Consider the following 24,420-nt stretch of genomic DNA (forward strand, 5'->3'; position numbering starts at 1 on the left):
CGTCGATAACGTCACGGCCGCTCCCCGCCCGCCGCCTCGTGCGCAAGGAGCGACTCATGACGACACGACACAACACCTCGCACAAGAAACAGCGCGGCTTCATCAAGGCCGGCGCCGGCCGGCAGAACGAACCGCGCATCATGCGCGCCGCGCAGGAAGCAGCCCGCCCGCTTGAAGACACGCTGAAGTCGCTGCGCACCAGCACGCGCGGCCTTACCTACGACCAGGCCGCCGACCGCCTGCAGCACGACGGCCCGAACGAAATCGCGCACGACAAGCCGCCGCACTGGACCCGCCAGTTGCTGCTGTCGTTCCACAATCCGTTCGTCTACGTGCTGCTGGTGCTGGCCGCCATCAGCTTCTGCACCGACGTCTATTTCGCGGCGCCCGACGATCGCGACTACGTCGGCATGACGATCCTGCTGACGATGGTCACGATCAGCGCGCTGCTGCGCTTCGTGCAGGAATTCCGTTCGCTGCGCGCGGCCGAGAAGCTCAAGGCGATGGTCCGCACGACGGCCACCGTGCAGCGCGCCCTGACGGACACGTCGGAGCCCGCGCGCCGCGAGGTGCCGATGCGCGAAGTCGTGACCGGCGACATCGTGCATCTTTCCGCCGGCGACATGATCCCCGCCGACGTGCGCCTGCTCGCATCGCGCGACCTGTTCATCAGCCAGGCCGTGCTGACCGGCGAGGCGCTGCCCGTCGAGAAGTACGACACGCTCGGCGCGGTGGCCGGCAAATCCGCGGGCACGCATGCGACCGGCGCGGCGAACGACGCACCGGCGTCTCTGCTCGATCTCGAAAACGTCTGCTTCATGGGCACCAACGTCGTCAGCGGCACGGCGACGGCCGTCGTCGTCGCGACCGGCGAGGACACGTACTTCGGCTCGCTCGCGCGCAACGTCGTGAGCCACAAGCGCATCGAGACGAGCTTCGACCGTGGTGTCGCGAGCGTGAGCTGGTTGCTGATCAAGTTCATGTTCGTGATGGTGCCGATCGTGTTCATGATCAACGGCCTGACCAAGGGCGACTGGCTGAGCGCCCTCACGTTCGCGCTCGCGGTGGCCGTCGGCCTCACGCCCGAGATGCTGCCGATGATCGTCAGCGCGAACCTCGCGCGCGGCGCGGTCGCGATGGCGCGCCGCAAGGTCGTCGTCAAGCGGCTGAACTCGGTGCAGAACTTCGGCGCGATGGACGTGCTGTGCACCGACAAGACCGGCACGCTCACGCAGGACAAGATCATCCTCGAACACCACCTCGACCTGTCCGGTCACAAGAATGAGGAAATCCTGCGGCTCGGCTGGCTGAACAGCTTCCACCAGAGCGGCCAGAAGAACCTGATCGACATCGCGATCGTCGCGCGCGCCGACGAGATCGGCGAACGCGTGAAGCCGCAGGGCTACAAGAAGATCGACGAACTGCCGTTCGACTTCGTGCGGCGCCGCCTGTCGGTCGTCGTCGAGGATACGCGCGGCACGCATCTGCTGATCTGCAAGGGCGCGGTCGAGGAAATGCTGGCGGTATCCACGCACGTGCAGGATGAGGACGGCGTGCGCCCGCTCGACTTCGTGGCCCGCAAGCGGCTGCTCGAACAGGCCACCGCGTACAACGAGGACGGCTTCCGCGTGCTCGTGCTCGCCACGCGCACGATCCCGCGCGGCGACGAACGCGCGCAATACCGCACCGCCGACGAACACGATCTCGTCGTTCGCGGCTTCCTGACCTTTCTCGATCCGCCGAAGGAATCGGCCGCGCCGGCACTCGCCGCGCTGCGCGAGAACGGTGTCGCGGTGAAGGTGCTGACGGGCGACAACCCGACCGTCACGGTGAAGGTGTGCCGCCAGGTCGGCCTCGAACCCGGCAAGCCGATCCTCGGCGCCGAAATCGAGACGCTCGACGACGCAACGCTCGCGCAGGTGGTCGAACGCACGACCGTGTTCGCGAAGCTCACGCCGCTGCAGAAGGCGCGCATCGTCAAGGCGCTGCAGGCGAACGGCCACACGGTCGGCTTCCTCGGCGACGGCATCAACGACGCGCCCGCGCTGCGCGACGCGGACGTCGGCATCTCGGTCGACAGCGGCGCCGACATCGCGAAGGAAACCGCCGACATCATCCTGCTCGAGAAGAGCCTGATGGTGCTCGAGGAAGGCGTGATCAAGGGCCGCGAGACGTTCGGCAACATCCTGAAGTACCTGAACATGACCGCCAGCTCGAACTTCGGCAACGTGTTCTCGGTGCTCGTCGCGAGCGCGTTCCTGCCGTGGGAGCCGATGCTCGCGACGCAGCTGCTCGTGCTGAACCTGATCTACGACACGTCTCAGATGCTGCTGCCGTGGGACAAGATGGACCGCGAGTTCCTGAAGAAGCCGCGCAAGTGGGAGGCCGGCAACATCGGCCGCTTCATGCTGTGGGTCGGGCCGACGTCGTCGGTATTCGACATCACGACGTACGTCCTGATGTGGACCGTGTTCGGTGCGGGCGCGCTGTATCACCTGAACGGCGGTGCGAGCGGCCAGATCGTGATGAATTCGGGCTGGTTCATCGAGAGCCTCGTGTCGCAGACGCTCGTCGTGCATCTGCTGCGCACGCAGAAGATCCCGTTCCTGCAGAGCACGGCGTCGCTGCCGGTGCTGCTGTCGACCTTCACCGCGATCGCGATCGGCTGCTGGCTGCCGTTCTCGCCGTTCGCGCAAGCGCTCGGCTTCATGCACCTGCCAAGCACCTACTGGCTGTGGCTCGCCGCGACGATGGTCGGCTACATCGTGCTCGCGCAGATCGTCAAGACGATCTACGTGCGTCGCTACAAGCAGTGGTTTTGATGGCGCGCGGATGACGATGCGCCGGCCCGTGCTCGCGAGCGACGAACGGGCCGGCGCGACGTCCGCGTCGAGCCACCCCTATGCCTCGGGCCGCATCAGCGGCCCGTTTTTCGTTCATTGGGCATCGTTCGCGCCGAACAGCTGCGCGCACACCGCGCGCCCTTCGTCGGTCAGCACGGCGCTGCCGGTACCGTCCTCGTTCAGCGTCGTCGCGCTCAGGCCCGCGGCGTCCAGCTGCGTCAGCACGCGCCGCAGCGTGCTCATGGGCAATTGCGTGCGCTTTGCGATCTTCGGCAGCGACCACGGCTTTCCGGCCGGATCGCTCGCGGCTTCGTTCAGCGTCGCGAGCGTGGCGACGAGTGCGGGATCGAGCGGGGATTCGTCGGATTCTGAAGTCATCGGTTCGGGTTCGTCGGCCGGCGTCGGGCCGGCATGCATGGAGACAACCATCGCGAGCACTATACGCCGCGTCACGCGCCCTTGAGTGCGGCGCGCATGAACGACACGAAACGCGTGGTGACGGGATCGTCGCGCTCGGCCCGCCATGCGAGCCCCACGCGCCACTTCGCGTCCCGGCCGTCGAGCGGCAGCACCGTCGCGTCGCGCAGCAGGTACTGCGCGCTCGACGGGATGAACGCGACGCCGACGCCGGCCGCGACCGACGTCAGCACCGACTGCACGTCCTCCGCCTGCTGCATCACGTGCGGCACGAAGCGGCGCTCGACGCACCACCGGTCGATCTGCGCGGCCAGCCCGGGGCCGCGCGCCCGCTGCAGCGCGATGAAGCCGATCTCGTTGAGCACGTCGAGGTTGGCCGGCACGCGCTTGAAGCCGAGATGCGGCGGCACCGCGAGCGCGAGCGCTTCGTCGGTCACCTTGAACGACGACAAGCCTTCGTCGGCAGGCAGACGCAGGAAACCGGCGTCGAGCTTGCCGGCGTGCAGCCGGCGCGTCTGTTCGGAGGACGACAGGTCGCTCAGCGTCACCGCAATACCCGGATTGCGACGACGGAATTCGGCGATCAGTTTCGGCACGAGCGTGAGCACGGACAGGCAGATGCCGAGCCGCAAATGCCCGCGCTGGCCGCTCGTCGCTTCCCGCGCACGCGCCAGGATTTCGTCGGCATCGCGTACGAGCGCCTGCGCGTCGGGCAGGAAGCGTTCGCCGAACGGCGTCAGTTCCGCGCCATGCCGGCCGCGCTCGAACAGCTTGCCGCCGAGGCTCGCCTCGAGCGCGCCGATCTGCTTGCTGAGCGCGGGCTGGCTCATGTGCAGCGCGTCGGCCGCACGGCTGAAATGGCACAACTCGGTCACCGTCAGGAACGTGCGAAGCAGCTTCAGTTCCATTCTTTAACGGAATCGTAATGATCGAAAGATTCATTTTACCGATCGAATGCAATGGCGTTCAATACGGACATGCCCTTCCCGGAACGCACTTTCATGTCCCTCGATCCAGCGGCCGACTGCGTGGCCGAGCCGTCATCCGATGTCCCTGATGCAAGCGAATGCGCCGCTGCTGTCGATACCCGCGCACGGAAGCGTCGTGCCGAACGTACCGACGGGCGCAGTCGTCGCTTTCGCTTCGGCGATGCGCTGGAAGACGCGACGCCGCGTGCGATGACCGGTTCGATCGCGATCAGTTTCGCGGTCGTGTCGCGGCGGAACTGGCCGCGCTGAACCGCGTATCTGCCCGCCTTTCACGCCACGCCCACCGCTTGCCCGGCAGCGCAAAAGCGACCGGAACCCTCCCGTATCGCGCGTCATCCAATCGTCATCGCCCCGCGATCGACCGTATAATTTCCCGCACCCGCTGACCGCCCACGCATTGCGCGCAGCCGCATCGCGCGTGAAAAGGAGACTTTCGCTTGACCGGCCTCATCGCGCGCCTGCCTCGCGCCCGGACCACCCTGATCCTCGCCCTGTCGTTCCTGCTGCTCGCATTCGCCGCGAATGCGTCCGCGCAACGCGTGCAGCCGCATCGCACCGCCCATGCGCAACCGCATGCCCATGCGAAGGCCGTCAAGAAGACACCCCATCGCAAGAAAAAGGCCGTCAAGCGTCGTCGCTCGCGCGTGACGCATCAAGCGGCCCAACGCCACGCGGCACCCGCATCGCAGCAGCGGCGCGCGAAACGCACGACCGCCGTGCGACCGCGCGCGCCCGCGAAACCGAAATTGCTCGCCCGTTGCGGCTACACCCCGCGCGCGGTCGGGTCGCTGCATTCACGCGCGGCCTATGTGCTCGACGTCGATTCCGGCACCCCGCTGCTCGCGCGCAACGCACGCACCGTACGGCCGATCGCATCGATCTCGAAACTGATGACGGCCGTCGTCGCGCGCGACGCCGATCGTCCGCTGAACGGCGTGCTGCGCGTGACCGCGCGCGATCGCGACACGATCAAGTTCACCGGCTCGCGCCTGCAGGTCGGCTCGGAACTGTCGCGCCGCGACATGTTCCATATCGCGTTGATGTCGTCGGAGAACCGCGCGGCCGCCGCGCTTAGCCGCGACTATCCGGGCGGGCGCGCGGCGTTCGTGCAGGCGATGAACCGCGAAGCGCGCCGGCTCGGCATGCGGCATACGCACTTTCGCGAGCCGACCGGCCTGTCGCCGCACAACGTGTCGACGGCGGAAGATCTCGCGCGGCTCGTCGGCGCAGCCGCGCAGGATCCGCTGATCCGCTATTTCTCGACCGATCTGTCGACCACCGTGCGCCCCGGCGACGGCGAACTCGTATACGTGAATTCCGACCCGCTCGTGCGCTACCGCCGCCTGCCGATCCGGCTGCAGAAAACCGGCTTCATCAACGAATCGGGGCACGGCGTCGTGATGCGCATGCGCGTGAAAGGCCGCCGCGAAACGGTCGTGCTGCTCGGCGCACCGACGCGTGCCGGCGTATCGAGCGACGCAATCAGAATCCATCGCTGGCTGTCCTGCTCGATCCAGTAAACGCACACGGGCAGCCGGCGCATTCACGCCACGGGAGCGACGCGATGCAGCACGAATACCGCTTCAACGCCTTCGGCCGGCTGCTCGCCGTCGTGCGCACCGACGGCCGCTGGGCCGTGTTCGATCTCGGCGCCGAAGGCAAGCGGCGCCCGGCCAATCTGCAGATTCCGTCGGCGCTCACCGCCGACGAACTCGGCCAGTACCTCGGCGATCTGCTGCACGAAAACGCAACCCCGCGATACAACGAAGTCGTACCGGTCGCGCATCGACGCGCATAGTCGCGCGCCGGACGGTGCGGCCGGGCCGGCGGCTAATTCGACAGTTAAACTTGCAAGTCTAACTGTCTTGTTCTAAGATTCGCCGCATGAACCCGCCACGCAAACCCGGCGTTTCCGCCGAAACCGTCGCCGCCGACCTGACCCTCGCGGTCGGCCAACTCATCCGCCGGCTGCGCTCCGAAATCGATTCCGGTGGACTCGGCATGTCCCAGACGAGCGCGCTCGCGCGGCTCGATCGGCACGGGCCGATGACGACCGCCGATCTCGCGCGCGCCGAAGCGATGAAGCCGCAGTCGATGAAGGCGATCCTCGCAAGCCTCGAGGAAGACGCGCTCGTCGAGCGCGAACCGCATCCGACCGACGGCCGCCAGATCCTGTTCAAACTCACCGCCGCCGGCGTCGACGCGCGGCGCAAGCGCAATGCCGCAAAACACAAGTGGCTCGGCGCGGCGATCGAACAACTCGATCCGGAAGACATCGACACGCTTGCCGCGGCCATCCCGCTGATCCGCCGCATCGGCGAGCAATGAACCCGGCCGGTGCGCCGCGCAGCATGCGCGCGCCCGGCTTTCTTCGCCCTTTCCCCCGGAGCCCATCATGAGCGTAACCCGTCTCGACACGAACACGGCGCTGGTCGTCATCGACCTGCAGAAAGGCATCGTCGCCCTGCCCACCGCGCACCCGGTCGCACCGGTGATCGCCCACGCCCGCGAACTGCTCGACGCATTCCGCGGCCGCGGCCTGCCGGTCGTGCTGGTCAACGTCGCGGGCGGCGCGCCGGGCCGCACCGAGCAGGCGCCGCGCACGGCGCAGCTTCCCGCCGACTGGACCGAACTCGTGCCCGAACTGAACCGCCAGCCAGGCGACCACGTCGTGACGAAGCGGACCTGGGGCGCGTTCACCGGCACCGGTCTCGACGCGCATCTGAAGGCAGCCGGCGTCACGCAGATCGTGCTGACCGGCGTCGCGACGAGCATCGGCGTCGAATCGACCGCGCGACAGGCGCACGAACTCGGCTACAACGTGACGCTCGCCATCGACGCGATGACCGACCTCAACGCGGATGCGCACGTCAACAGCGTCGAGCGGCTGTTCCCGCGCCTCGGCGAGACGGGCACGACGCAGGACATCGTCGCGCTGCTCGACCGGCGCGGCGCGTGAGCGACGAACGCAGACGGCCGGCGCCGGGCCACGCAGCCGGGCGGCTCGATCCGTCGATCTGGAAAGTCAGCGCGGTCGCGACGCTCGGCTCGCTGCTGTCGCAGCTCGATGCGACGATCGTCAACGTGTCGCTGTCGAGCCTCGCGACCGACCTGCATGCGAGCCTGTCGACGATCCAGTGGGTGACGAGCGGCTACCTGCTCGCGCTGACGCTGGTGCTGCCGCTGAGCGGCTGGCTCGTCGATCGCATTGGCGCGAAGGCGCTGTACCTGTGGTGCTTCTCGGCGTTCACGCTTACATCGGCGCTGTGCGGGCTCGCGTGGTCCGCGCCGTCGCTGATTGCGTTCCGCGTGTTGCAAGGCGTCAGCGGCGGCTTGCTCGCGCCGATGGCACAGATGATGATCGCGCGTGTCGCCGGCCAGCAGATGGCGCGCGTGATCGGCTACGCGGCGGTACCGGTGCTGCTCGCGCCGATCCTCGGCCCGGTCGTGGCCGGCGCGATCCTGCAGCACACGTCGTGGCGCTGGCTGTTTCTGGTGAACCTGCCCGTCGGCGCGCTCGCGCTCGCACTGGCCGCGCGGTTCCTGCCCGGCGACCGGGACGATGCGCCGCGGCGCGAACTCGACTGGATCGGCCTCGCGTTGCTGTCGCCGGGCCTCGTGCTGTTCCTGTACGGCGTCGAGCGGATCGGCTCGTTGCCCGGCATCGCGGCGGTCGCAGGCTCCGCGCTATTGCTCGTCGCGTTCCTGTGCTTCGAGCGCCGCCAGGGCGAACGTGCGCTGATCGATCTCGCGCTGTTTCGCTCGCGCGTGTTCGGCGCGGCAGCCGGCACGCAATTCCTGTCGAACGGCGCGCTGTATGCGGGCCAGATGCTGATTCCCGTGTTCCTGATCCAGGCGTGCGGGCGCTCGCCGGGCGAAATGGGCTGGCTGCTCGCGCCGCTCGGCCTCGGCATGCTCGTCACCTATCCGTCGATGGGCGCACTGACGAGCCGGTTCGGCGTACGCCGGCTGGCCGCCGCCGGCGCACTGCTTGCACTCGCCGCCACGCTGCCGTTCGTGTTCGTCGCGCTGACCGGCTACGATCCGCTCGTGCTCGTACCGGCGCTGTTTCTGCGCGGCATGGGCCAGAGTGCGATCGGCGCGCCGTCGATCGCCGCCGCGTATGCATCGGTCGAGCGCCGCGACCTGCCGATGGCGACCACGTCGCTCAATATCGTGCAGCGGCTCGGCGGCCCGACGTTCACGACGCTATGCACGCTGTTTCTTGCGTGGCGGCTGCAGGCCGAAGCGACGTCGGCGGGCGGCACGCAGGCCGTTGCATATGCATGGGCGTTCGGCCTGCTATGCGCGCTGCATGCGGCGAGCTTCGTGACGACGCTGCGGCTACCGTTGCGGTCAGCCGGTGCAGGCGGCGACGGACGGGCCGGCAACGCGCCGGCCGGCTCGCGCTGACTACAGGCCGCGCCGCACCGCACGCGCGGCCCCCCGCTACGGCAGTCACATCCACACGATCGACGCCGCGAGCGGACGGCACTGACCCGCTGCCTGCGCAACGGTTTCGCGCGCGTGCGCGCTCGCGTAGCGCCGCTTCGCGCTACACCGCGCCCGGCTCCTGCGGCGCGGGCGTCGCGCCCGCCGCCTCCAGCGCCTGATGCAGCGTGGCGAAGATGCACGACGCGCCGACCGCCTCGGTGATCCCGTGACGATCCATGTCCGCGCGCAGATAGCGGTTCACGCGCCCGAACAGCACGCCGATTCCGCGCGCATGCAGCGCCCTGACGAGATCGACCAAGGTCCGCGCGGCCGAATAGTCGACGTCGGTAATCGCGCCCGCATCGACGACGAACCAGCGCGGCGGCAGCGGTGCCGCATCGACGAGTTCGGTTACTTCGGCCGCGAACAGGTGATCGTTCGCAAAGAACAGGTCGGCGCCAAACCGGTAGACGATCAGCCCGGGCGCCGTCATCGCGCCTCGCCGGGCGGGCACCGGCTGCCACCGTCCGTTGCCGGCGACGGGTTCGAGCACCATCGTGTGCGGCTGGTAGCTGTGGCGCACGTGCCGCATCAGCGACAACGCGACGGCCAGCAGGATGCCCTGCTCGACGCCGACCGCCACGACGGCCGCGGCCGTGACCAGCGCGAGCATGAATTCACCGGGGCTTTCCCGCCGGATCGCCGCGAGACCACGCATGTTGATCAGCCCGAGCGCGATCGTGAACACGATGCCGGCCAGCACCGCATGCGGCAGATACTGCAGATACGGGCTGAAGAACAGCAGCACGACGGCGACGACCGCGGCGAACGCGAGATGCCCGATCTGGCTGCGCACGCCCGCGCCGTCGGCCATCGCCGTCTGCGTCGGGCTACCGTTGACGACGAACGCGCCGCCGAGCGCCGCCGCCGCGTTCGCGGCCGCGAGGCCGAGGATGTCGGCATTGGTGTCGACGTCCTCGCCGTACTGCTGCGCGAACACGCGCGCGGCGGCCGCGCTCTGCGCGATGATCATCACGAAGCACGAAGCGGCGACCGGCACGAGGTCGAGGAACTGCTGCCACGTGACCGACGGCCAGCGCAGCGTCGGCAACCCGCCCGCCACGGGCCCGAGCACCGCGATGCCGTGCGCGGCGAAACCGAACGCTGCACTCGCGGCGATGCTGCCCGCGACCGCGATCATCGGCATCGGCACGCGCGGCAGGAACCGCTTGCACGCGAGAATCGCGACGACGACGAGCGCCGCGAGCGCGAGCGTCGGCCGGTGCGCGTGAACCACGTGCGTGACGACGTAGTCGAGTTGCGCGAGGCTGCGCGACGCCGGGTACGGCACGGCCAGGCCGAGCATGTCGCCGAGCATCGCGATCGACACCTGCACGCCGACGCCGGCGAGAAAGCCGACCAGCACCGTGCGCGACAGGAAATCGGCGAGAAAGCCGAGCTTGAAGATGCGCGCGAGCAGCAGCATCGCGGCGGTCAGCAACGCGACCATGCCGGCGAGCGCCGCATAGTCGGCGCTGCCGGCCGGCGCCATCGACGACAGCCGGCTCGCGAAAATCGTTGCGGTCGCGGAATCGGCGGCGACCACGAGATGGCGCGACGCGCCGAAGCATACGAACGCAACGAGCGGCAGGAACACCGTGTAGAGCCCCGTGACGGCCGGCATGCCGGCGATGCGCGCGTAGCCGAGCACCTGCGGGATGTCCATCGACGCGAGCGACATGCCCGCGAAGATGTCGCGGACGGCGCCCGCGCGACGAATCGGAAGGAGGCCTTTCAGCAGGCGTACGCGCGACGGACGGCTTTCGTTGGAATCTTGCATGCGTGAAATGCGCGAAGTCGAAGTGACGGGCCACGAACGGGTGCGCGACGAGGTCGCGTGTCGCTCACCGTCGCCGGAGGAGCCGCACGCCAACGCGCGCGGCACACCGACGACGCCTGCATGATTGCATGGATCGCCGACCGCGCGCATCGAAACGCGAGGGCCTGCCGTCATGGCTTCGAGCCGACCGCGTTCCTGTGGACGCCGCATCCGGCAACCGGCTCGCACGCCGGCTTGCGGTGATGCGGATTCCCCCTCTGCCGTCACCTCGATGCAGAGGATACCTGCACAAAGGTGAGCCGATTCGGGAGCCGATCGACCCGCGTTTACGGCACGCATCCGGAACCCGATGGCACAATCACGGTCCCTTTCATGCGCCCTTCACCGGGCGCGCGCCGCGTCGCGGCGCCGATTCAACGCACGAGAAGGCCCCCGTCTGCCCTATGACCCTGAACGAATCCTGGTTGACGCCGCTCGTCGGCATCCTCGTCCTGCTCGCCGCCGCCGGCGCGATCACCGCCGTCGTCCATTTCCTGCTGTTTCGCGTGATCGCGCAGCTCGCGCGGCTGTCCGCCACGCGCATCGACGACGCGCTGTTCGAATTCGGCGCGTTCAAATGGTTGAACCGCATCGTCCCGTTCGTCGTGATCAAGCTCGGGCTCGGCGCAGTACCGGGCATGCCCGGCCTGGTCGCGCAGGTCGCCGACAAGGTGCTGTTCGCGCTGATCGTGTTCCTCGTGACGATGACCATCAGCGCGACGCTGTCCGCACTTGAGCACACGCACCGCACCGCCCAACGCGACCAGCCGCGCCTGTCGCTGAAAGGCGCGATGCAGCTCGTCAAGCTGGTGATGTTCATCACGGCCGCGCTCGTCGTGATCGGCGATGCGACCGGCAAGCAGATCGGCCTGCTGCTGTCCGGCATCGGCGCGATGTCGGCGGTGCTGATGCTGATCTTCAAGGACACGCTGCTCGGCCTCGTCGCCGGCGTGCAACTGTCGTCGAACGACATGCTGCGGATCGGCGACTGGATCACGATGCCGTCGGCCGGCGCGGACGGCACGGTCATCGACATCACGCTGAACACCGTCAAGGTCGCGAACTTCGATCACACGATCATCACGGTGCCGACGTGGAAGCTGATCACCGAGAGCTACCAGAACTGGCGCGGGATGACCGAAGCGGGCGGCCGCCGCATCAAGCGCGCGCTGTTCGTCGATGCGACGAGCGTGCGCTTTCTCACCCATGCCGAGATCGAGCGGCTCGAACGCCTGACGCTGCTGAAGGACTATCTCGAGGACAAGGTCGACGCGATCGAGCAATGGAACGGCATGCTCGGCGCGGCCGGCGACTGCCCGGCGAACCGCCGCCAGTTGACGAATCTCGGCACGTTCCGCGCGTACGTCGCGCACTACCTGAAGAGCCATCCGCGCATCCGCCGCGACATGACGAACATGGCGCGACAACTGCCGCTCACGGCCGAAGGCATTCCGCTCGAACTGTACTGCTTCACCGATACGACGACGTGGGTCGACTATGAGGCCATCCAGGCCGACCTGTTCGACCACCTGATCGCGGTACTGCCGGAGTTCGGGCTACGCGTGTACCAGCATCCGTCGGGCTTCGACATGCGGCAGATGGTCGACGCCGCGCAAGCCGGGCTCCACGCGCCGCGCGCGGCTTGATACCGGCCAGGGCGGCCGACCGCCGGCCGCCGCCTGCCCTGCCGTCGGGCGCCCGCGCTCACCGCGCCGCGCACTCCGACGCGAGCCGCCCCAGCACCTTCAGCGCGTCCTCGATCTGCCGCGACCACGGGTAGCTGTAGTTGAGCCGGATGAAATGCCGGTAATCGGTGCCGGCCGAGAACATATGCCCGGGGCCAACCGTGATCCGCTGCGCGAGCGCGAGCGTATACAGCTTCATCGCATCGACCCGCGGCGGCAGCTCGACCCACAGCACATACCCGCCCTGCGGCTGCGACAGCCGCGTGCCTTCCGGGAAGAAACGCCGCACCATCGCACTCATCAGGCTCGCCTGCTGCGCATACAGCTTGCGCATGCGCCGCAGATGAAAATCGTAGCCGTCGTGTTTCAGGTACTCGGCGATCGCGAGTTGCTCGATCGCGGGCGTCGCGAGCGTGTTCAGGAATTTCAGCTTCTCGACCTGGTCGCGGTAACGGCCCGGCATCGCCCAGCCGATCCGGTAGCGCGGCGACAGGCTCTTCGTGAACGACGCGCAATGCAGCACCAGCCCGTCGCGATCGAACGACTTCAGCGCACTCGGCGCCGTGTCGCCGAAGTGCAGTTCGTGATAAACGTCGCTCTCGATCGCCGGCACGCCGTGCTTCGCGAGCAGTTCGACCAGCGCCCGCTTGCGCGCATCGGGCATCTGGAAGCCGAGCGGATTCTGGAAATTCGGCATCACCATGCACGCGGCGATGCGCTCGCGCGCGAGAACCCGCTCGAGCGCATCGAGATCGATGCCGTCGCCCGGGTGCGTCGCGACTTCCAGTGCACGCATGCCCATTCGCTCGATCGCATGCAGCATCGCGTAGAACGTCGGCGATTCCACCGCGATCGTATCGCCCGGTTTCGCGACAGCCTGCAGGCACAGGTTGATCGCCTCGGTCGCGCCGATCGTCATCACGATCTCGCCCGGCTCGACCGCGACCCCGCGCTCCGCATAGCGCCGCGCGATCTGGCGGATCAGCTCCTGGTTGCCGGGCGGCAGGTCGTCGATCACGCCCCAGCGCGTGCGCCGCCGCCCGATCGCCTGCGCATAGCGCGCGAGGCGCTGCACCGGAAACTGCGATGCGTCGGGATACGGGGAGCCGAGCGGCACCGCGTCGTCGCGCGCGATCGAGCGCAGCGTCGACAGCACGAGCCGGCTCACGTCCACGGCCGACGGCTCGGCGGCCGGTGCGGAAATATGCAGCTCGGCCTCGGCCGGCGCCGCCGCGCGCGCGCGCACGAAGTAGCCCGACTGCGGCCGGCTTTCGATCAGGCCGCGGCTTTCCAGCACGAGGTATGCGCGCAGCACGGTCGTGACGCTGAGCTGCTGTTGCCGGCTCGCGTGCCGCACCGACGGAATCCGCTCGCCGGGCCGGTACACGCCGCGCTCGATCTGCGCCTGGAGATCGTCGGCCAGTTGTTCGTAACGCTTCACGCGCCTCCCTTTCAACTTCCCTTCATCAACACAGTTGCGATCCGCACGGGATGAATGGCCGAAACTGTACTCTTTTTTGAAGTGAACAGGTGTACACACAGCCGCACGGGTGCCGCGCGTACTCTGCACGCATCGACCCCGACATCCGCATCATGAAAAAGAAATCCGCGACCGCGCGCATCGAACCGTACACCCACCCGGCCGCCGGCTGGGGCGCGCTGAAAGCCGTCACGATCAACCTGATCAAGGAAAAGGTCGCCGGCGGCAACTACCGCACGCTGTTGCGCCAGAACCAGCCGGACGGCTTCGACTGCCCGGGCTGTGCGTGGCCGGACCGACAGCACGCGTCGACGTTCGAATTCTGCGAGAACGGCGTGAAGGCGGTGGCCGCGGAAGCGACGAGCAAGCGCGTGACGCCCGAATTCTTCGCCGCGCACACGGTAACCGAGCTGCTCGAACAATCGGATTTCGAGCTCGAACAGCACGGCCGGCTCACCGACCCGATGATCTACGACGCGCGGACCGACCGCTACGTGCCGATCGCGTGGGACGATGCCTTCGCGCTGATCGCGCGCCATCTGCGCGCGCTGCCCGACCCGAACCAGGCCGCGTTCTACACGTCCGGCCGCGCGAGCAACGAAGCGGCGTTCCTCTATCAATTGTTCGTGCGCCTGTACGGCACCAACAACTTCCCCGATTGCTCGAACATGTGCCACGAGGCGACGAGCCGCGGGCTGCCGGCGTCGGTCGGCGTGGGCAAGGGCACGGTCACGCTCGACGATTTCGAGCATGCGGACATGCTGCTGATCTTCGGCCAGAACCCCGCGACCAATCACCCGCGGATGATGGGCGAGCTGCGCGAGTGCGCGAAGCGCGGCGCGACGATCGTGTCGATCAACCCGCTGAAGGAGCGCGGCCTCGAACGCTTCGCCGATCCGCAAAGCCCGCTCGACATGCTGACGATGTCGGGCACGAAGATCGCGTCGACGTTCATCCAGCCGACCATCGGCGGCGATTTCGCGCTGATCAAGGGGATGGCCAAGCGCGTGCTCGAACTCGACGACGCCGCGCGCGCCGCCGGTGCGCCGCGCGTGCTCGACACCGCGTTCATCGACGAGCACACGGCGGGCTTCGACGCGTTCGCCGACGATCTGCGCGCCGAAAGCTGGTCCGCGCTGACGGCCGAAAGCGGCGTGCCGTACGAGCAGATCGACGCGCTCGCCGAGCGCTATGCGCGCAGCGAACGCGTGATCGCGACGTGGGGCATGGGCATCACGCAGCACAAGCATTCGGTTGCCACGGTGCAGATGCTGACCAACCTGATGCTGATGCGCGGCAACATCGGCCGCCCCGGCGCCGGCCTGTGCCCGGTGCGCGGCCACTCGAACGTGCAGGGCAACCGCACGGTCGGCATCGAGGAAAAGCCGTCGCAGGCGTTCCTCGACCGGCTCGGCCACGTGTTCGATTTCGAACCGCCGCGCGATCACGGCTACGACGTCGTCGAGACGATCGAAGGCATGCTCGACGGCCGCGTGAAGGTGCTGATCGGTCTCGGCGGCAACTTCGCGATGGCGACGCCGGACACGCCGCGCACGTGGGAAGGGATGCGCCGCTGCGCGCTTTCCGTGCACATCACGACGAAACTGAACCGCAGCCATCTGATCCACGGCCGCGACGCGCTGATCCTGCCGACGCTCGGCCGCACCGAGATCGACCTGCAGGACAACGTCGCGCAGGGCGTGACGGTCGAGGATTCGATGAGCATGGTCCACGTGTCGTACGGGATGAACAAGCCGGCGTCCGCGAACCTGATGTCGGAACCGGCGATCGTCGCGCACATGGGCCATGCGCTGTTCGGCAGCGGCAAGATCGACTGGCTCGCGTACAAGGACGACTACGCGAAGATCCGCGATGCGATCGAGGCGACGCTCGACGGCTTCTACGACTACAACACGCGGATCGCGCGGCCCGGCGGCTTTCACCTGCGCGTCGCGTCGCGCGATCGCGAATGGCTGACGCCGACGGGCAAGGCGAACTTCATCGCGCACGCGCTACCGACCGACACGCCGATCCAGCGCGCCCGCGCGCTGCACGGCGACCGGCTGATGACGCTGATGACGACGCGCTCGCACGACCAGTACAACACGACCGTGTACGGGCTCGACGACCGCTATCGCGGCGTGTTCGGCCAGCGCCGCGTGGTGTTCGTCAACCGCGACGATCTCGCGATGCTGGGCCTCGCGGCCGGCGAATGGGTCGACATGGAAACCGTATGGCACGACGGCATCGAGCGGCGCGCGGCAGGCTTCCTGCTCGTCGAGTACGACATCCCGCGCGGCTGCATCGGCGCGTACTACCCGGAAACCAACCCGCTCGTGCCGCTCGACAGCGTCGGCGACGTGTGCAACACGCCGACGTCGAAGTCGGTGCCCGTGCTGCTGCATCGCGCGGCCGCGCCGGCCCCGATCGCCGCCTGACGGAGCACGACGATGATCGTTCGTCCGCGCGAGCACTGGCTGCGGATGCTGCTCGTCTGGAACGGCTCGGTGCTGCCGACCATCCTGCCGCAGCTCGTGCTGACGCTTGCGATCAGCCTCGTCGCCGTGTGGGGCGGCGGCCGAGTGCTCGGCGAAAAGGTGCCGCTGAACCCGACGCCGTTCACGCTGATCGGCCTGACGCTCGCGATCTTCGCCGGGTTTCGCAACAACGCCAGCTACGAACGCTATCGCGAGGGCCGACAACTGTGGGGCGGCGTGCTGACCGCCACGCGCACGCTGGTGTCGCAGGCGCTCTGCTACGGCGCGGTCGACCGTGACGACGCCTCGCGCCGCGCGTTCGTGCGCACGGTCGTCGCGTTCGTCTATGCGCTCAAGCATCAACTGCGCGGCACCGATCCGGCCGCGGACCTGCGCGGGCTGCTCGACGGCGCCGCCCATGCGCGCGTCGCCGCGTCGCGGTTTCGCCCGGTCGTCATCGTGCACGCGCTGCGCGAAGCATTCGCCGCCCGCGCCGACGCCGGCCAGCTCGCCGATACGCGGCTGTGGATGCTCGATGCGCGCCTCGACGAGCTCGTCGCGACGGTGAGCGGCTGCGAACGCATCGCGTCGACGCCGATTCCGTTTTCCTACGACGTGCTGCTGCACCGGACCATCTATGCGTATTGCGTGCTGCTGCCGTTCGGTCTCGTCGATTCGATCGGCGCGGCGACACCCTTCGTCACGGTATTCGTCGCCTATACGCTGATCGCGCTCGACGCGATCGCGCATGCGATCGCCGAGCCGTTCGGCGACGGGCCGAACCATCTCGCGCTCGATGCGATGACGCGGCAAATCGAGCGCACGCTGCTCGAACTGAACCGCGAGCCGCTGCCGGCCGAGGTGACGCCCGGCCCGTCGTACCGCCTCACCTGATCCGCTTCGACTGACTCGCCCCGCTCAATCGCGGCGGCCACGCAGGAAGTCGCGATGCTCGGCGACCGCGTCCGCGATCCGCCGCGGCAGGACCACGCCGCTCAGCAATGCATGCGCGGCGGCGCTGTCGCGCGGGTGCGCATGCGCGCCGGCAGCGCGACGGCCGGGGCAATCCGCCGGTCACGACGACAACCGAAGCAAGCGCCCGTCCGACAGCGGGCGCCGGTTGTATCGAATCGTTTCAACGCGCCAACGGCGTCAAATGCTGCGGGTATACTCCGTCGTCAGCCGCCTGCCGTGTCGTCGTCCGTCAAAAACGGCCCGATTCCGGGCGGTTTCGTCGCGAAGCTTCGCGTTTCGCTCCCCCGCGCCCCAGCCTCGATACGAGACACCCGACGACCGACCATGAAACGATTCCTGCTGCTCCTTCCCGCCGCCCTGCTCGCCGCCTGCGGCTCCGCACCCTCGTCCGATTCGGCCGGCTCGGGCGCCGCGCCGATGATCTACGTGTCGTCGCAACGTCCGGCCTACGCGGTCGCGAACTGCCTCGACAGCCGCCTGTCGGGCACCGAGCAATCGCAGCACAACGGCGTGACCGACATCGCCGTCGGCTCGAATTCGTACTTCGTCACGCTGACGCCATCGGGCAACGGCTCCGTCATCAAGGTCGTGCGCGGCTCGGGCAACGAACCGGCCGAGGAAGCGATGCGCTTCGCGGTCGCGCGCTGCGCGATCTGACGTCCTGCCGCGCCGGGTGTTCGCCCGGCCGCCGCTGCGCCACCCGGCGCGTCTGCCGAATATTTTCATCCGGGTACCCGTCGATGAGAGAATCGCACCACGATTCCCTTTCGATGGAGCCCGCATGAAGCACCTGCTGTCCCGACTGTTCGTCAGCGCCGCGCTCGTCGCGCTTGTTCCGGCGCTGCCGGCGCAGGCAGCCACGCCGCCCGGCATCTTCGTCGTCGCCACGCAACTCGGCGAATTCACGACCCTCGACCCGAGCGGGATCTACGAGCTGGTGCCGTCCGAATACGTCGCGAACACCTACGAGCGGCTGGTGCGCGTCGACCTGAAGGACCCGACGCGCTTCGATGGACAGATCGCGCAATCGTGGACGGTCGGCGCCGACGGCGTGACCTACACGTTCAAGCTGCGCTCGGGCCTCACGTTCCACTCCGGCAACCCGGTCACCGCCGACGACGTCGCGTGGTCGCTGCAGCGCACCATCCTGCTCGACAAGGGGCCGGCCGGCGTGCTCGCCGATCTCGGCCTCACGAAGGCGAACGTGACACAGAAGGTGCGCGTGGTCGATCCGCAGACCGTCGTGCTCGAAACCGACCGCAAGTACGCGCCGAGCTTCGTGCTCAACGTGCTGAGCGCGTGCCCGGCCTCGGTCTTCGACAAGAAGCTGCTGCTGTCGCACCAGCAAGGCAACGATTTCGGCAGCGGCTGGCTGCGGACCAACGACGCGGGCTCCGGCCCGTACCAGCTCGTCAAGTGGACGCCCAACGAGAGCATCGTGCTGCAGCGCTTCGACAAATACCGCACGCCGTACCCGATGAAGCGCGTGGTGCTGCGCCACGTGCCCGAAGCGTCCGCGCAACGGCTGCTGCTGGAGAACGGCGACGCCGACGCCGCACGCAACCTGAGCCCCGACAGCCTCGCCGCGCTGTCGAAGGCCGGCAAGATCAAGATCGCGTCGTGGCCGGTGTCGGCACTGCTGTACCTGAGCCTGAACACGAAGAACCCGAACCTCGCGAAGCCCGAGGTGCAGCAGGCGATGAAGTGGCTCGTCGATTACGACGGCATCCAGCGCAACATCGTCAGCACGACCTACAAGGTGCATCAGACCTTCCTGCCCGAAGGCTTCCTCGGCGCCTCGAACGCACGGCCGTACAAGCAGGACGTCGCGAAGGCGAAGGCGCTGCTCGCGAAGGCCGGCTTGCCGAACGGTTTCGACGTGACGATGGACATGCCGAACGACTATCCGTACCTCGAGATCGCGCAGGCGCTGCAGGCGAACTTCGCGCAGGGCGGCATCCGCGTGAAGCTGATCCCCGGCGACGCAAAGCAGGCGATCGGCAAGTATCGCGCGCGCCAGCACGACATCTTCGTCGGCGAATGGTCGCCCGACTACATGGACCCGAACAGCAACGCGCGCGGTTTCGCGTGGAATCCGGACAACTCGGACCAGTCGCCGACCAAGATGCTCGCGTGGCGCAACAGCTGGGACATTCCGCAACTGACGAAGGACACCGAGGCCGCGCTCGTCGAGCCGTCGCCCGCGAAGCGCGCGCAGCGTTACGAAGCGCTGCAGAAGGCCGTGCTCGCGAACTCGCCGTTCATCATCATGTTCGAGAAGGTCGTGCAGGTCGCCACGCGCCCCGGCGCGACCGGACCGGAAATCGGGCCGATCAACGACCTCGTGTCGTACCGCACGCTCGCGAAGTAACCGCGGCCGCCCGTGCGCGTGGCCACGCCGCCGCGCGGGCAATCGCCTCGCGGCGCGCACACGTCACGGGACGAGCACACGCATTTCGATGCGAGCACGCGGTGTGCGTGGCGATCGGCGACGGCAACCGCGCGTGGTGCGAAATGCGCATGCCGTTCCCGCGAAGCGCCGGACACGCCGCAGCAAGCGGCAGGCCCGCACCCGTTCAATTGAATGCCGCCCATACCAGGTACGCATTCAGCCCGACGATCACGACCGTCGCCGCACCGGCGACGATCCGCAGCGGCATCCGCATCGCGTAAGCGCCCATCACGTCCGCGCGCGCCGACAGCATCAGCAGCGCGATCATCGGCATCGGCAGCACGAAGCTCAGCACGACCTGACTGGCCACCATCGCCCGCGTGACGTCGCAGCCGAGCGCGACCACCACGAACGCGGGCGCGATCGTCACCGCGCGCCGCACCCAGATCGACATGCGGCGGCGGATGAAGCCCTGCATCACCACCTGCCCCGCCATCGTGCCGACCACCGAGCTCGACACGCCGGAGGTCAGCAGCGCGACGAGAAACAGCGCGCCGGCCGCCGGCCCGAGCACCGGGATCAGCGTGTGATAGGCGTCGCCGATGTCGGTCATGCCCGGCGCGGCCGCGTGAAACGCCGACGACGCCATCATCACCATCGCGAGATTCACGAACCCGGCGAGCCCCAGCGCGATCACGACCTCGCGGTTGGAGAAACGCACGAGCCTTCGCCGCTCTCCGTCGTCGCGCGGGGCGGTGCGATCCTGCGTGAGGCCCGAATGCAGATACAGCGTGTGCGGCATGATCGTCGCGCCGATGATGCCGACTGCGATCGTCAGCGCCGCATGATCCGGAATCTGCGGGACTACCAGATGGAACGCGGCCGCATGCCAGTCCTGCGGCGCGATCAGCAGTTCGCCGAGATAGCACGCGCCGATCACGCCGACCAGCGCCGCGATCGCCGCTTCCAGCGGCCGGAAGCCGCGTTTTTCGAGCGCGAGGATCGCGCAGGTCGCGAACGCGGTCGCGATCATCCCCGCGAACAGCGACAGGTGGCACAACAACCCGAACGCAAGCGCGCCGCCGAGGAATTCGGCGAGATCGGTTGCCATCGCCGCGATCTCCGACGCGATCCACATGCTCCACACGACCGGCACGGGGAAGCGGTCGCGGCACAGCTCGGCGAGATTGCGGCCGGTCACGATGCCGAGCTTCGCCGACATCGCCTGGAACAGCATCGCGATCGCGTTTGCGGCCAGCACGACCCACAGCAGCCGGTAGCCGTACGCGGCGCCGGCCTGGATATTGGTCGCGAAGTTGCCGGGATCCATGTAGCCGATCGACGCGATCACGGCCGGGCCGACGAACGGCAGCAGCGCGGCGACGCCGGTGCGGCGCCCTTCCAGCGCGGCGCGCGCCGCGCCGTCGGTAGGCTCGATAGACCGGCCCGGCAGCGCGAAGCCGCCGGCAGGTTTGCTCGGGACGGGAATCATGTGAGTGTTCCGTTCGAATAAGACGGCTGATTGCGGATCGCGTCCGCCACGGCCAGCAAGCCGCATGCCGGCCACGGCAGGACGCCGGCGGCGTTACAGCGGCACGACGTCGGGACGATTGCGCGGAAACTGCGCGATCACGTCCGGCGCGATGTTCAGGTGCGCTTCGACGAGCTTCGGCGGCGTGTGCGCGAGCCAGTCGGACAACGACACCTCCGCGTAGCGGTCGGTCTTGAAGATCTCGAGGAACACGAGGTCGGTCCGGCCGGTGTTCTGCACGTAGTGACCGAGGCTCTTCTTCACATAGCCGACGTCGCCCGCGCGGAAGTCGGCCGTCTGCGCCTTCGGCCCCGTGTCGAACACGGTCATCCGCGCCTCGCCCTGCAGGTAGTACTGCCATTCGTCGGCGTTCGGGTGCCAGTGGAGCTCGCGCATGCCGCCCGGATGCACGGTGACGAGCGCCGCCGCGACGGTCGTCGACACGTTGAAGTTGGTGCTGTCCGCGATCCGCACCTCGCCGCCGCGCGTCTTCCTGACCGGCTTCATGTCGCCGAGCGAAAAGACGAACGGATGCGGCGGCGCACCGGCCGACGCCGCCGACGCGCGCTGCGCATCCGCGAGCGGGCCCGGTTCGTCGCCCTGGAAGATCCACAGGTTGTCGAGCGGCACGTTCCTGAACGCGTCGGCCGGCACGCCGAAGTTCAGCGCGAGCACGTCGGGTGGCGTATGCGCGATCCAGTCGGTCAGCAACAGCGTATTGAATTCCGACGCGCGACCGTTATCGAAGGCGAGCAGGAATTCTGCGCCGTCGCTGCCGAGGCCCTGCAGCGAATGCGGCAGGCCGGGCGGGAAATACCAGAGATCGCCGGTCTTGACGTCCTGCACCGACGGCCGCCCGAGTTCGTCGAGCACCGTGATCCGGCAGCGGCCGTCCAGCATGATTGCCCACTCGGCCTGCTGGTGCCAGTGCATCTCGCGAATGCCGCCGCGCGTCAACCGCATGTTGACGCCGGAAATGGTTTCGGAAATCGCGAAATCGTCCTGCGTCACTTCGCGCGCCCATCCGCCATTCTGAATGCGTTTATGCGCATTATTGAAAGACGCCCAGAATAACGGCATCCCGTTGATATCGGTGGCCGGCGGATCCTGAAAAGACGGGAATTGATTGGCGATGGCCGGATTTTTAGGCCCCGGGTCGGTCAGGCTCTGACGGTTGCGCGCATTCACCGCGCCTTCCGGCGGGCTGTCCGGGTTACCGAACGAAGCGGCCTTCGCCGTTACCGCAATGCCCGCGGCGGCAATGGCGCCGGCCGTACTCGTCAACATCCTGCGTCGAGAAAGATTCGTCATGATTTCCTCTTCATTTTTTGCAATCGAGAGAATTTCCATTACGGAACACTTGCCGTTTTTCGAATTACCGAAAATCGAACATCCCGTGACGCAAGTTAAATCCATATTCATCTAAAAATTAAATGAATTATTAACCTGAATTAATGACTAAAACTGATCGACTTTAATTTTGTAATTGTTGCGATGCAGCAAGGGATGAATGGCGAAGAGAAGAGAAGAGAAGAGATCGATAGGCGCGCCGCGCGATGGCGACTCAATGCGATCGCCGGGAACAGGAAAATGCGGATGCGCGTGCTTTCACCTGCCCGGACCGGGACCGCGTCACTCCCCCGGCATGTCGGCAAGCCGTTGCGCGGCGAAGCGCAATCCGCCGAGAATGCGTTCGGCGGTCCTTACCGGAAACCCGGCCGGCAGCGCCGCGCCGACCGATTCGATCACGTGCGGCGTCATCGCAATCAGTCGTTCGACGATCGGCGTAGCGATATCGCCAAGCAGGCAATACTCCGCCATCGCAGTGAAGTGCCGGCGCGTGATGTCGCGCATCGCGTAATGCTTGCGCTTGCCGTGCACGGCCATCGCGAGCTTCGCCTTGTGCCACGACCACTGGTTCGCGCCATCCCCCTCGACCGGCCAGATCGACATCACGTCGTAGAGCGGCGTCAGGCGGAAGCGACCGCCCGGCAGCAGGCGCAGGCTGAAGTTCTTCGCATGCCCGTCCGGTGCGGCGAGCATCCAGAACACCACCAACGCGGTGAACAGCGTGTCGAGGTCGGCCTGCGCCGTTTCCGACCGGCGCAGGATGCCGGCCAGATCGGGCACGCCGGGGCCACCCTGCGATTCGTATTTCAGATGCGGCGGCACGCCGAGCGCCTGGCAAAAATCCTCTTGCGGCAAGCGCAACAGCCATCCGCCATCACGATGCAGCGCGCGATCGAAGCGCGCGACCGACAGCACCTTGTGTTCGCCGAAACGCAGGATGTCGGCATCCGCCGTCGGCAAGCCGAACGCGCGCAGGATCGCGAGGCACAGCCACTCGTTTTCGACGGATGTCGTCAGGTCCGCACGCTTGTTGCCGACCAGCCCGAGCGGCAACTTGAGGATATGCGTGGTCGGCGTCGCGCCATGCGGACGCATCCACCGCCCGTCGTGAAACAGCAGCGCGGTCTTTTCCTGCGCGCCGGCCAGCGACAGGCGGAAGTCGTCGTCGTCCTGCGCACCGCCCGCCGCCCCGCTCGCCTGATCGAGTACGCGCGCCACGTCATCGTCGGACAACGGCGTACCGTCGATCCGGTCATGGCCGGTCGGGGCTTCATCCTCGCCGAGCAACTGCACCGCGCCGACGCAGTCCCGGCCGAGCGCGGCGAGCAGATCGAACGGCTCGGTCGTCGCCGTGCCGAACCGCGATGCAAGCCGGCGCCGAATCGCGTCGCTGTCGGGCAGCAGATTATCGAAGTAGTGGTTCACGCGCTCGCCGCGCAACGGCGCAGGGCCGATGCCGAACGGCAGCGACAGCGACAGCGGGCGGCCGGCATCCGACTGTTTCCAGCCGATGTCGTACAGCAGCTCCATGTCGCCGCGCGCGGGAATCCGCCAGATGCCGACCCGCACGCCGTTGGCCCAGATCGATAGCGCGCGGCTGTGCGATTTGCGTCCCATCGATCACCACTCGACGTCGGCAGCGTCGCGCCCGTCCTTCGTGCGGATGCTGAGCTCGAGACCGTACAGCGCGGTCAGTTCGAGCAACTGCTTGAGCGACAGGCTTTCGGTGCGGATCGTTTCCAGCGACGACAGGCGCGATTGGCCGACGCCGATGCGTGCCGCCGCCTCGGCTTGCGTCAGCCCCTTGGCCTGACGCGCGGACGACAGGATTTCGCCCAGTTGAGCAGGGGTATTGACGATGAGATTCACGGCGCGGGTCCTGTATGCAATCTATGCAGTATATCTCTGACAGGCATAAACGCAAATTATCCCTGACACAAATAAACGCGAAATATTCCTGCCAGGAAT

At 67.6% G+C, this 24,420-nt stretch carries 21 protein-coding genes; 13 read left to right on the forward strand and 8 right to left on the reverse strand.

All coding sequences use genetic code 11. From position 1 onward, the window contains the following. Nucleotides 1-56: 56 nt before the first annotated feature. The gene (gene mgtA, locus A9Z05_RS10150) at nucleotides 57-2,822 is read left to right on the forward strand and encodes a magnesium-translocating P-type ATPase (RefSeq protein WP_084044185.1); all 2,766 of its coding nucleotides are present in this window, start codon (nucleotides 57-59) and stop codon (nucleotides 2,820-2,822) included. A 114-nt stretch (nucleotides 2,823-2,936) separates the two neighbouring features. Here mgtA and A9Z05_RS10155 read toward each other — a convergent pair whose 3' ends face one another. Then, nucleotides 2,937-3,221 carry a transcriptional regulator gene (locus A9Z05_RS10155; protein WP_141723395.1) on the reverse strand — a complete coding sequence of 95 codons (285 nt, stop codon included), beginning with the start codon at nucleotides 3,219-3,221 and terminating at the stop codon, nucleotides 2,937-2,939. Between the two features lie 71 nt (nucleotides 3,222-3,292). Next, nucleotides 3,293-4,168 (reverse strand): LysR family transcriptional regulator, encoded by an 876-nt coding sequence (locus A9Z05_RS10160; RefSeq protein WP_069617970.1) that lies wholly within the window; start codon nucleotides 4,166-4,168, stop codon nucleotides 3,293-3,295. Between the two features lie 51 nt (nucleotides 4,169-4,219). Between A9Z05_RS10160 and A9Z05_RS10165 the strand changes: the two genes are divergently transcribed. The 6 genes from A9Z05_RS10165 to A9Z05_RS10190 all read left to right on the forward strand — a co-directional run bounded on the left by A9Z05_RS10165 (nucleotide 4,220) and on the right by A9Z05_RS10190 (nucleotide 8,662). Beyond that, nucleotides 4,220-4,498, forward strand: coding sequence for a hypothetical protein (locus A9Z05_RS10165; RefSeq protein WP_069617971.1), 279 nt, complete (start codon nucleotides 4,220-4,222; stop codon nucleotides 4,496-4,498). Between the two features lie 188 nt (nucleotides 4,499-4,686). Beyond that, the gene (locus tag A9Z05_RS10170; protein WP_069617972.1) at nucleotides 4,687-5,769 is read left to right on the forward strand and encodes a serine hydrolase; all 1,083 of its coding nucleotides are present in this window, start codon (nucleotides 4,687-4,689) and stop codon (nucleotides 5,767-5,769) included. 44 nt (nucleotides 5,770-5,813) lie between these two features. Next, entirely contained in the window at nucleotides 5,814-6,047 is a 234-nt protein-coding gene (locus tag A9Z05_RS10175; protein WP_069617973.1) for a hypothetical protein, read from the forward strand. A gap of 86 nt (nucleotides 6,048-6,133) precedes the next feature. Then, nucleotides 6,134-6,577 (forward strand): MarR family winged helix-turn-helix transcriptional regulator, encoded by a 444-nt coding sequence (locus tag A9Z05_RS10180; protein WP_069617974.1) that lies wholly within the window; start codon nucleotides 6,134-6,136, stop codon nucleotides 6,575-6,577. 67 nt (nucleotides 6,578-6,644) lie between these two features. Then, nucleotides 6,645-7,208, forward strand: a complete 564-nt coding sequence (locus tag A9Z05_RS10185) for an isochorismatase family protein (RefSeq protein ID WP_069617975.1) — start codon at nucleotides 6,645-6,647, stop codon at nucleotides 7,206-7,208. Next, a complete protein-coding gene (locus A9Z05_RS10190; protein ID WP_069617976.1) occupies nucleotides 7,205-8,662 on the forward strand; it encodes a DHA2 family efflux MFS transporter permease subunit in 1,458 nt (485 codons plus the stop codon). Before A9Z05_RS10185 ends, A9Z05_RS10190 begins: the two co-directional genes overlap by 4 nt. 142 nt (nucleotides 8,663-8,804) lie before the next feature. On the opposite strand, the gene A9Z05_RS10195 is transcribed toward A9Z05_RS10190, so the two are convergent. Further along, on the reverse strand, nucleotides 8,805-10,862 hold the full coding sequence (locus tag A9Z05_RS10195) for a SulP family inorganic anion transporter (RefSeq protein ID WP_371090846.1): 2,058 nt from the start codon (nucleotides 10,860-10,862) through the stop codon (nucleotides 8,805-8,807). Nucleotides 10,863-10,966: 104 nt separating this feature from the next. Between A9Z05_RS10195 and A9Z05_RS10200 the strand changes: the two genes are divergently transcribed. After that, nucleotides 10,967-12,208, forward strand: coding sequence for a mechanosensitive ion channel family protein (locus A9Z05_RS10200; protein ID WP_069617978.1), 1,242 nt, complete (start codon nucleotides 10,967-10,969; stop codon nucleotides 12,206-12,208). A gap of 58 nt (nucleotides 12,209-12,266) precedes the next feature. On the opposite strand, the gene A9Z05_RS10205 is transcribed toward A9Z05_RS10200, so the two are convergent. Next, a complete protein-coding gene (locus tag A9Z05_RS10205) occupies nucleotides 12,267-13,688 on the reverse strand; it encodes a PLP-dependent aminotransferase family protein (protein WP_069617979.1) in 1,422 nt (473 codons plus the stop codon). Between the two features lie 152 nt (nucleotides 13,689-13,840). Between A9Z05_RS10205 and A9Z05_RS10210 the strand changes: the two genes are divergently transcribed. The 4 genes from A9Z05_RS10210 (at nucleotide 13,841) to A9Z05_RS10225 (ending at nucleotide 19,550) form a co-directional block, all read left to right on the forward strand. Continuing rightward, nucleotides 13,841-16,165 (forward strand): FdhF/YdeP family oxidoreductase, encoded by a 2,325-nt coding sequence (locus A9Z05_RS10210; protein WP_069617980.1) that lies wholly within the window; start codon nucleotides 13,841-13,843, stop codon nucleotides 16,163-16,165. Nucleotides 16,166-16,177: 12 nt separating this feature from the next. Next, nucleotides 16,178-17,098 carry a bestrophin family protein gene (locus A9Z05_RS10215; protein ID WP_069617981.1) on the forward strand — a complete coding sequence of 307 codons (921 nt, stop codon included), beginning with the start codon at nucleotides 16,178-16,180 and terminating at the stop codon, nucleotides 17,096-17,098. Nucleotides 17,099-17,503: 405 nt separating this feature from the next. Continuing rightward, entirely contained in the window at nucleotides 17,504-17,836 is a 333-nt protein-coding gene (locus tag A9Z05_RS10220; RefSeq protein WP_050012816.1) for a sugar ABC transporter ATPase, read from the forward strand. 124 nt (nucleotides 17,837-17,960) lie between these two features. Then, nucleotides 17,961-19,550 carry an ABC transporter substrate-binding protein gene (locus tag A9Z05_RS10225; protein WP_069617982.1) on the forward strand — a complete coding sequence of 530 codons (1,590 nt, stop codon included), beginning with the start codon at nucleotides 17,961-17,963 and terminating at the stop codon, nucleotides 19,548-19,550. A 205-nt stretch (nucleotides 19,551-19,755) separates the two neighbouring features. Here A9Z05_RS10225 and A9Z05_RS10230 read toward each other — a convergent pair whose 3' ends face one another. Further along, complete coding sequence (locus tag A9Z05_RS10230; protein WP_069617983.1) at nucleotides 19,756-21,063, reverse strand: Nramp family divalent metal transporter; 1,308 nt, start codon at nucleotides 21,061-21,063, stop codon at nucleotides 19,756-19,758. A 93-nt stretch (nucleotides 21,064-21,156) separates the two neighbouring features. After that, nucleotides 21,157-22,389: an oxalate decarboxylase family bicupin gene (locus tag A9Z05_RS10235; RefSeq protein WP_256121949.1), complete on the reverse strand. Its 1,233-nt coding sequence runs from the start codon at nucleotides 22,387-22,389 to the stop codon at nucleotides 21,157-21,159. Between A9Z05_RS10235 and A9Z05_RS37725 the strand changes: the two genes are divergently transcribed. Beyond that, on the forward strand, nucleotides 22,277-22,528 hold the full coding sequence (locus A9Z05_RS37725) for a hypothetical protein (RefSeq protein WP_256121950.1): 252 nt from the start codon (nucleotides 22,277-22,279) through the stop codon (nucleotides 22,526-22,528). The genes A9Z05_RS10235 and A9Z05_RS37725 overlap by 113 nt on opposite strands. Before the next feature lie 206 nt (nucleotides 22,529-22,734). Here the strand turns inward: A9Z05_RS37725 and A9Z05_RS10240 are convergent, their stop codons facing one another. Together A9Z05_RS10240 and A9Z05_RS10245 are read right to left on the reverse strand one after the other, a co-directional pair. After that, nucleotides 22,735-24,069 carry a type II toxin-antitoxin system HipA family toxin gene (locus A9Z05_RS10240; RefSeq protein ID WP_069617985.1) on the reverse strand — a complete coding sequence of 445 codons (1,335 nt, stop codon included), beginning with the start codon at nucleotides 24,067-24,069 and terminating at the stop codon, nucleotides 22,735-22,737. A gap of 3 nt (nucleotides 24,070-24,072) precedes the next feature. Beyond that, on the reverse strand, nucleotides 24,073-24,321 hold the full coding sequence (locus A9Z05_RS10245) for a helix-turn-helix transcriptional regulator (RefSeq protein ID WP_011882387.1): 249 nt from the start codon (nucleotides 24,319-24,321) through the stop codon (nucleotides 24,073-24,075). Nucleotides 24,322-24,420 lie beyond the last annotated feature (99 nt).

The organism is Burkholderia sp. A2, from assembly GCF_001729305.1.
GTDB lineage: Bacteria > Pseudomonadota > Gammaproteobacteria > Burkholderiales > Burkholderiaceae > Burkholderia > Burkholderia sola.

Bases quoted from the DNA above. Each gene is read 5' to 3' on its own strand.
- A9Z05_RS10220 (WP_050012816.1), top strand. From the start codon at position 17,504: ATGAAACGATTCCTGCTGCTCCTTCCCGCCGCCCTGCTCGCCGCCTGC.
- A9Z05_RS10230 (WP_069617983.1), bottom strand. From the start codon at position 21,063: ATGATTCCCGTCCCGAGCAAACCTGCCGGCGGCTTCGCGCTGCCGGGC.
- A9Z05_RS10240 (WP_069617985.1), bottom strand. From the start codon at position 24,069: ATGGGACGCAAATCGCACAGCCGCGCGCTATCGATCTGGGCCAACGGC.
- A9Z05_RS10235 (WP_256121949.1), bottom strand. From the start codon at position 22,389: ATGTTGACGAGTACGGCCGGCGCCATTGCCGCCGCGGGCATTGCGGTA.
- A9Z05_RS10155 (WP_141723395.1), bottom strand. From the start codon at position 3,221: ATGACTTCAGAATCCGACGAATCCCCGCTCGATCCCGCACTCGTCGCC.
- A9Z05_RS10210 (WP_069617980.1), top strand. From the start codon at position 13,841: ATGAAAAAGAAATCCGCGACCGCGCGCATCGAACCGTACACCCACCCG.
- A9Z05_RS10185 (WP_069617975.1), top strand. From the start codon at position 6,645: ATGAGCGTAACCCGTCTCGACACGAACACGGCGCTGGTCGTCATCGAC.
- A9Z05_RS10160 (WP_069617970.1), bottom strand. From the start codon at position 4,168: ATGGAACTGAAGCTGCTTCGCACGTTCCTGACGGTGACCGAGTTGTGC.
- A9Z05_RS10165 (WP_069617971.1), top strand. From the start codon at position 4,220: ATGGCGTTCAATACGGACATGCCCTTCCCGGAACGCACTTTCATGTCC.
- A9Z05_RS10215 (WP_069617981.1), top strand. From the start codon at position 16,178: ATGATCGTTCGTCCGCGCGAGCACTGGCTGCGGATGCTGCTCGTCTGG.
- A9Z05_RS10225 (WP_069617982.1), top strand. From the start codon at position 17,961: ATGAAGCACCTGCTGTCCCGACTGTTCGTCAGCGCCGCGCTCGTCGCG.
- mgtA (WP_084044185.1), top strand. From the start codon at position 57: ATGACGACACGACACAACACCTCGCACAAGAAACAGCGCGGCTTCATC.
- A9Z05_RS10200 (WP_069617978.1), top strand. From the start codon at position 10,967: ATGACCCTGAACGAATCCTGGTTGACGCCGCTCGTCGGCATCCTCGTC.
- A9Z05_RS10175 (WP_069617973.1), top strand. From the start codon at position 5,814: ATGCAGCACGAATACCGCTTCAACGCCTTCGGCCGGCTGCTCGCCGTC.
- A9Z05_RS10195 (WP_371090846.1), bottom strand. From the start codon at position 10,862: ATGCGTGCCGTAAACGCGGGTCGATCGGCTCCCGAATCGGCTCACCTT.
- A9Z05_RS10180 (WP_069617974.1), top strand. From the start codon at position 6,134: ATGAACCCGCCACGCAAACCCGGCGTTTCCGCCGAAACCGTCGCCGCC.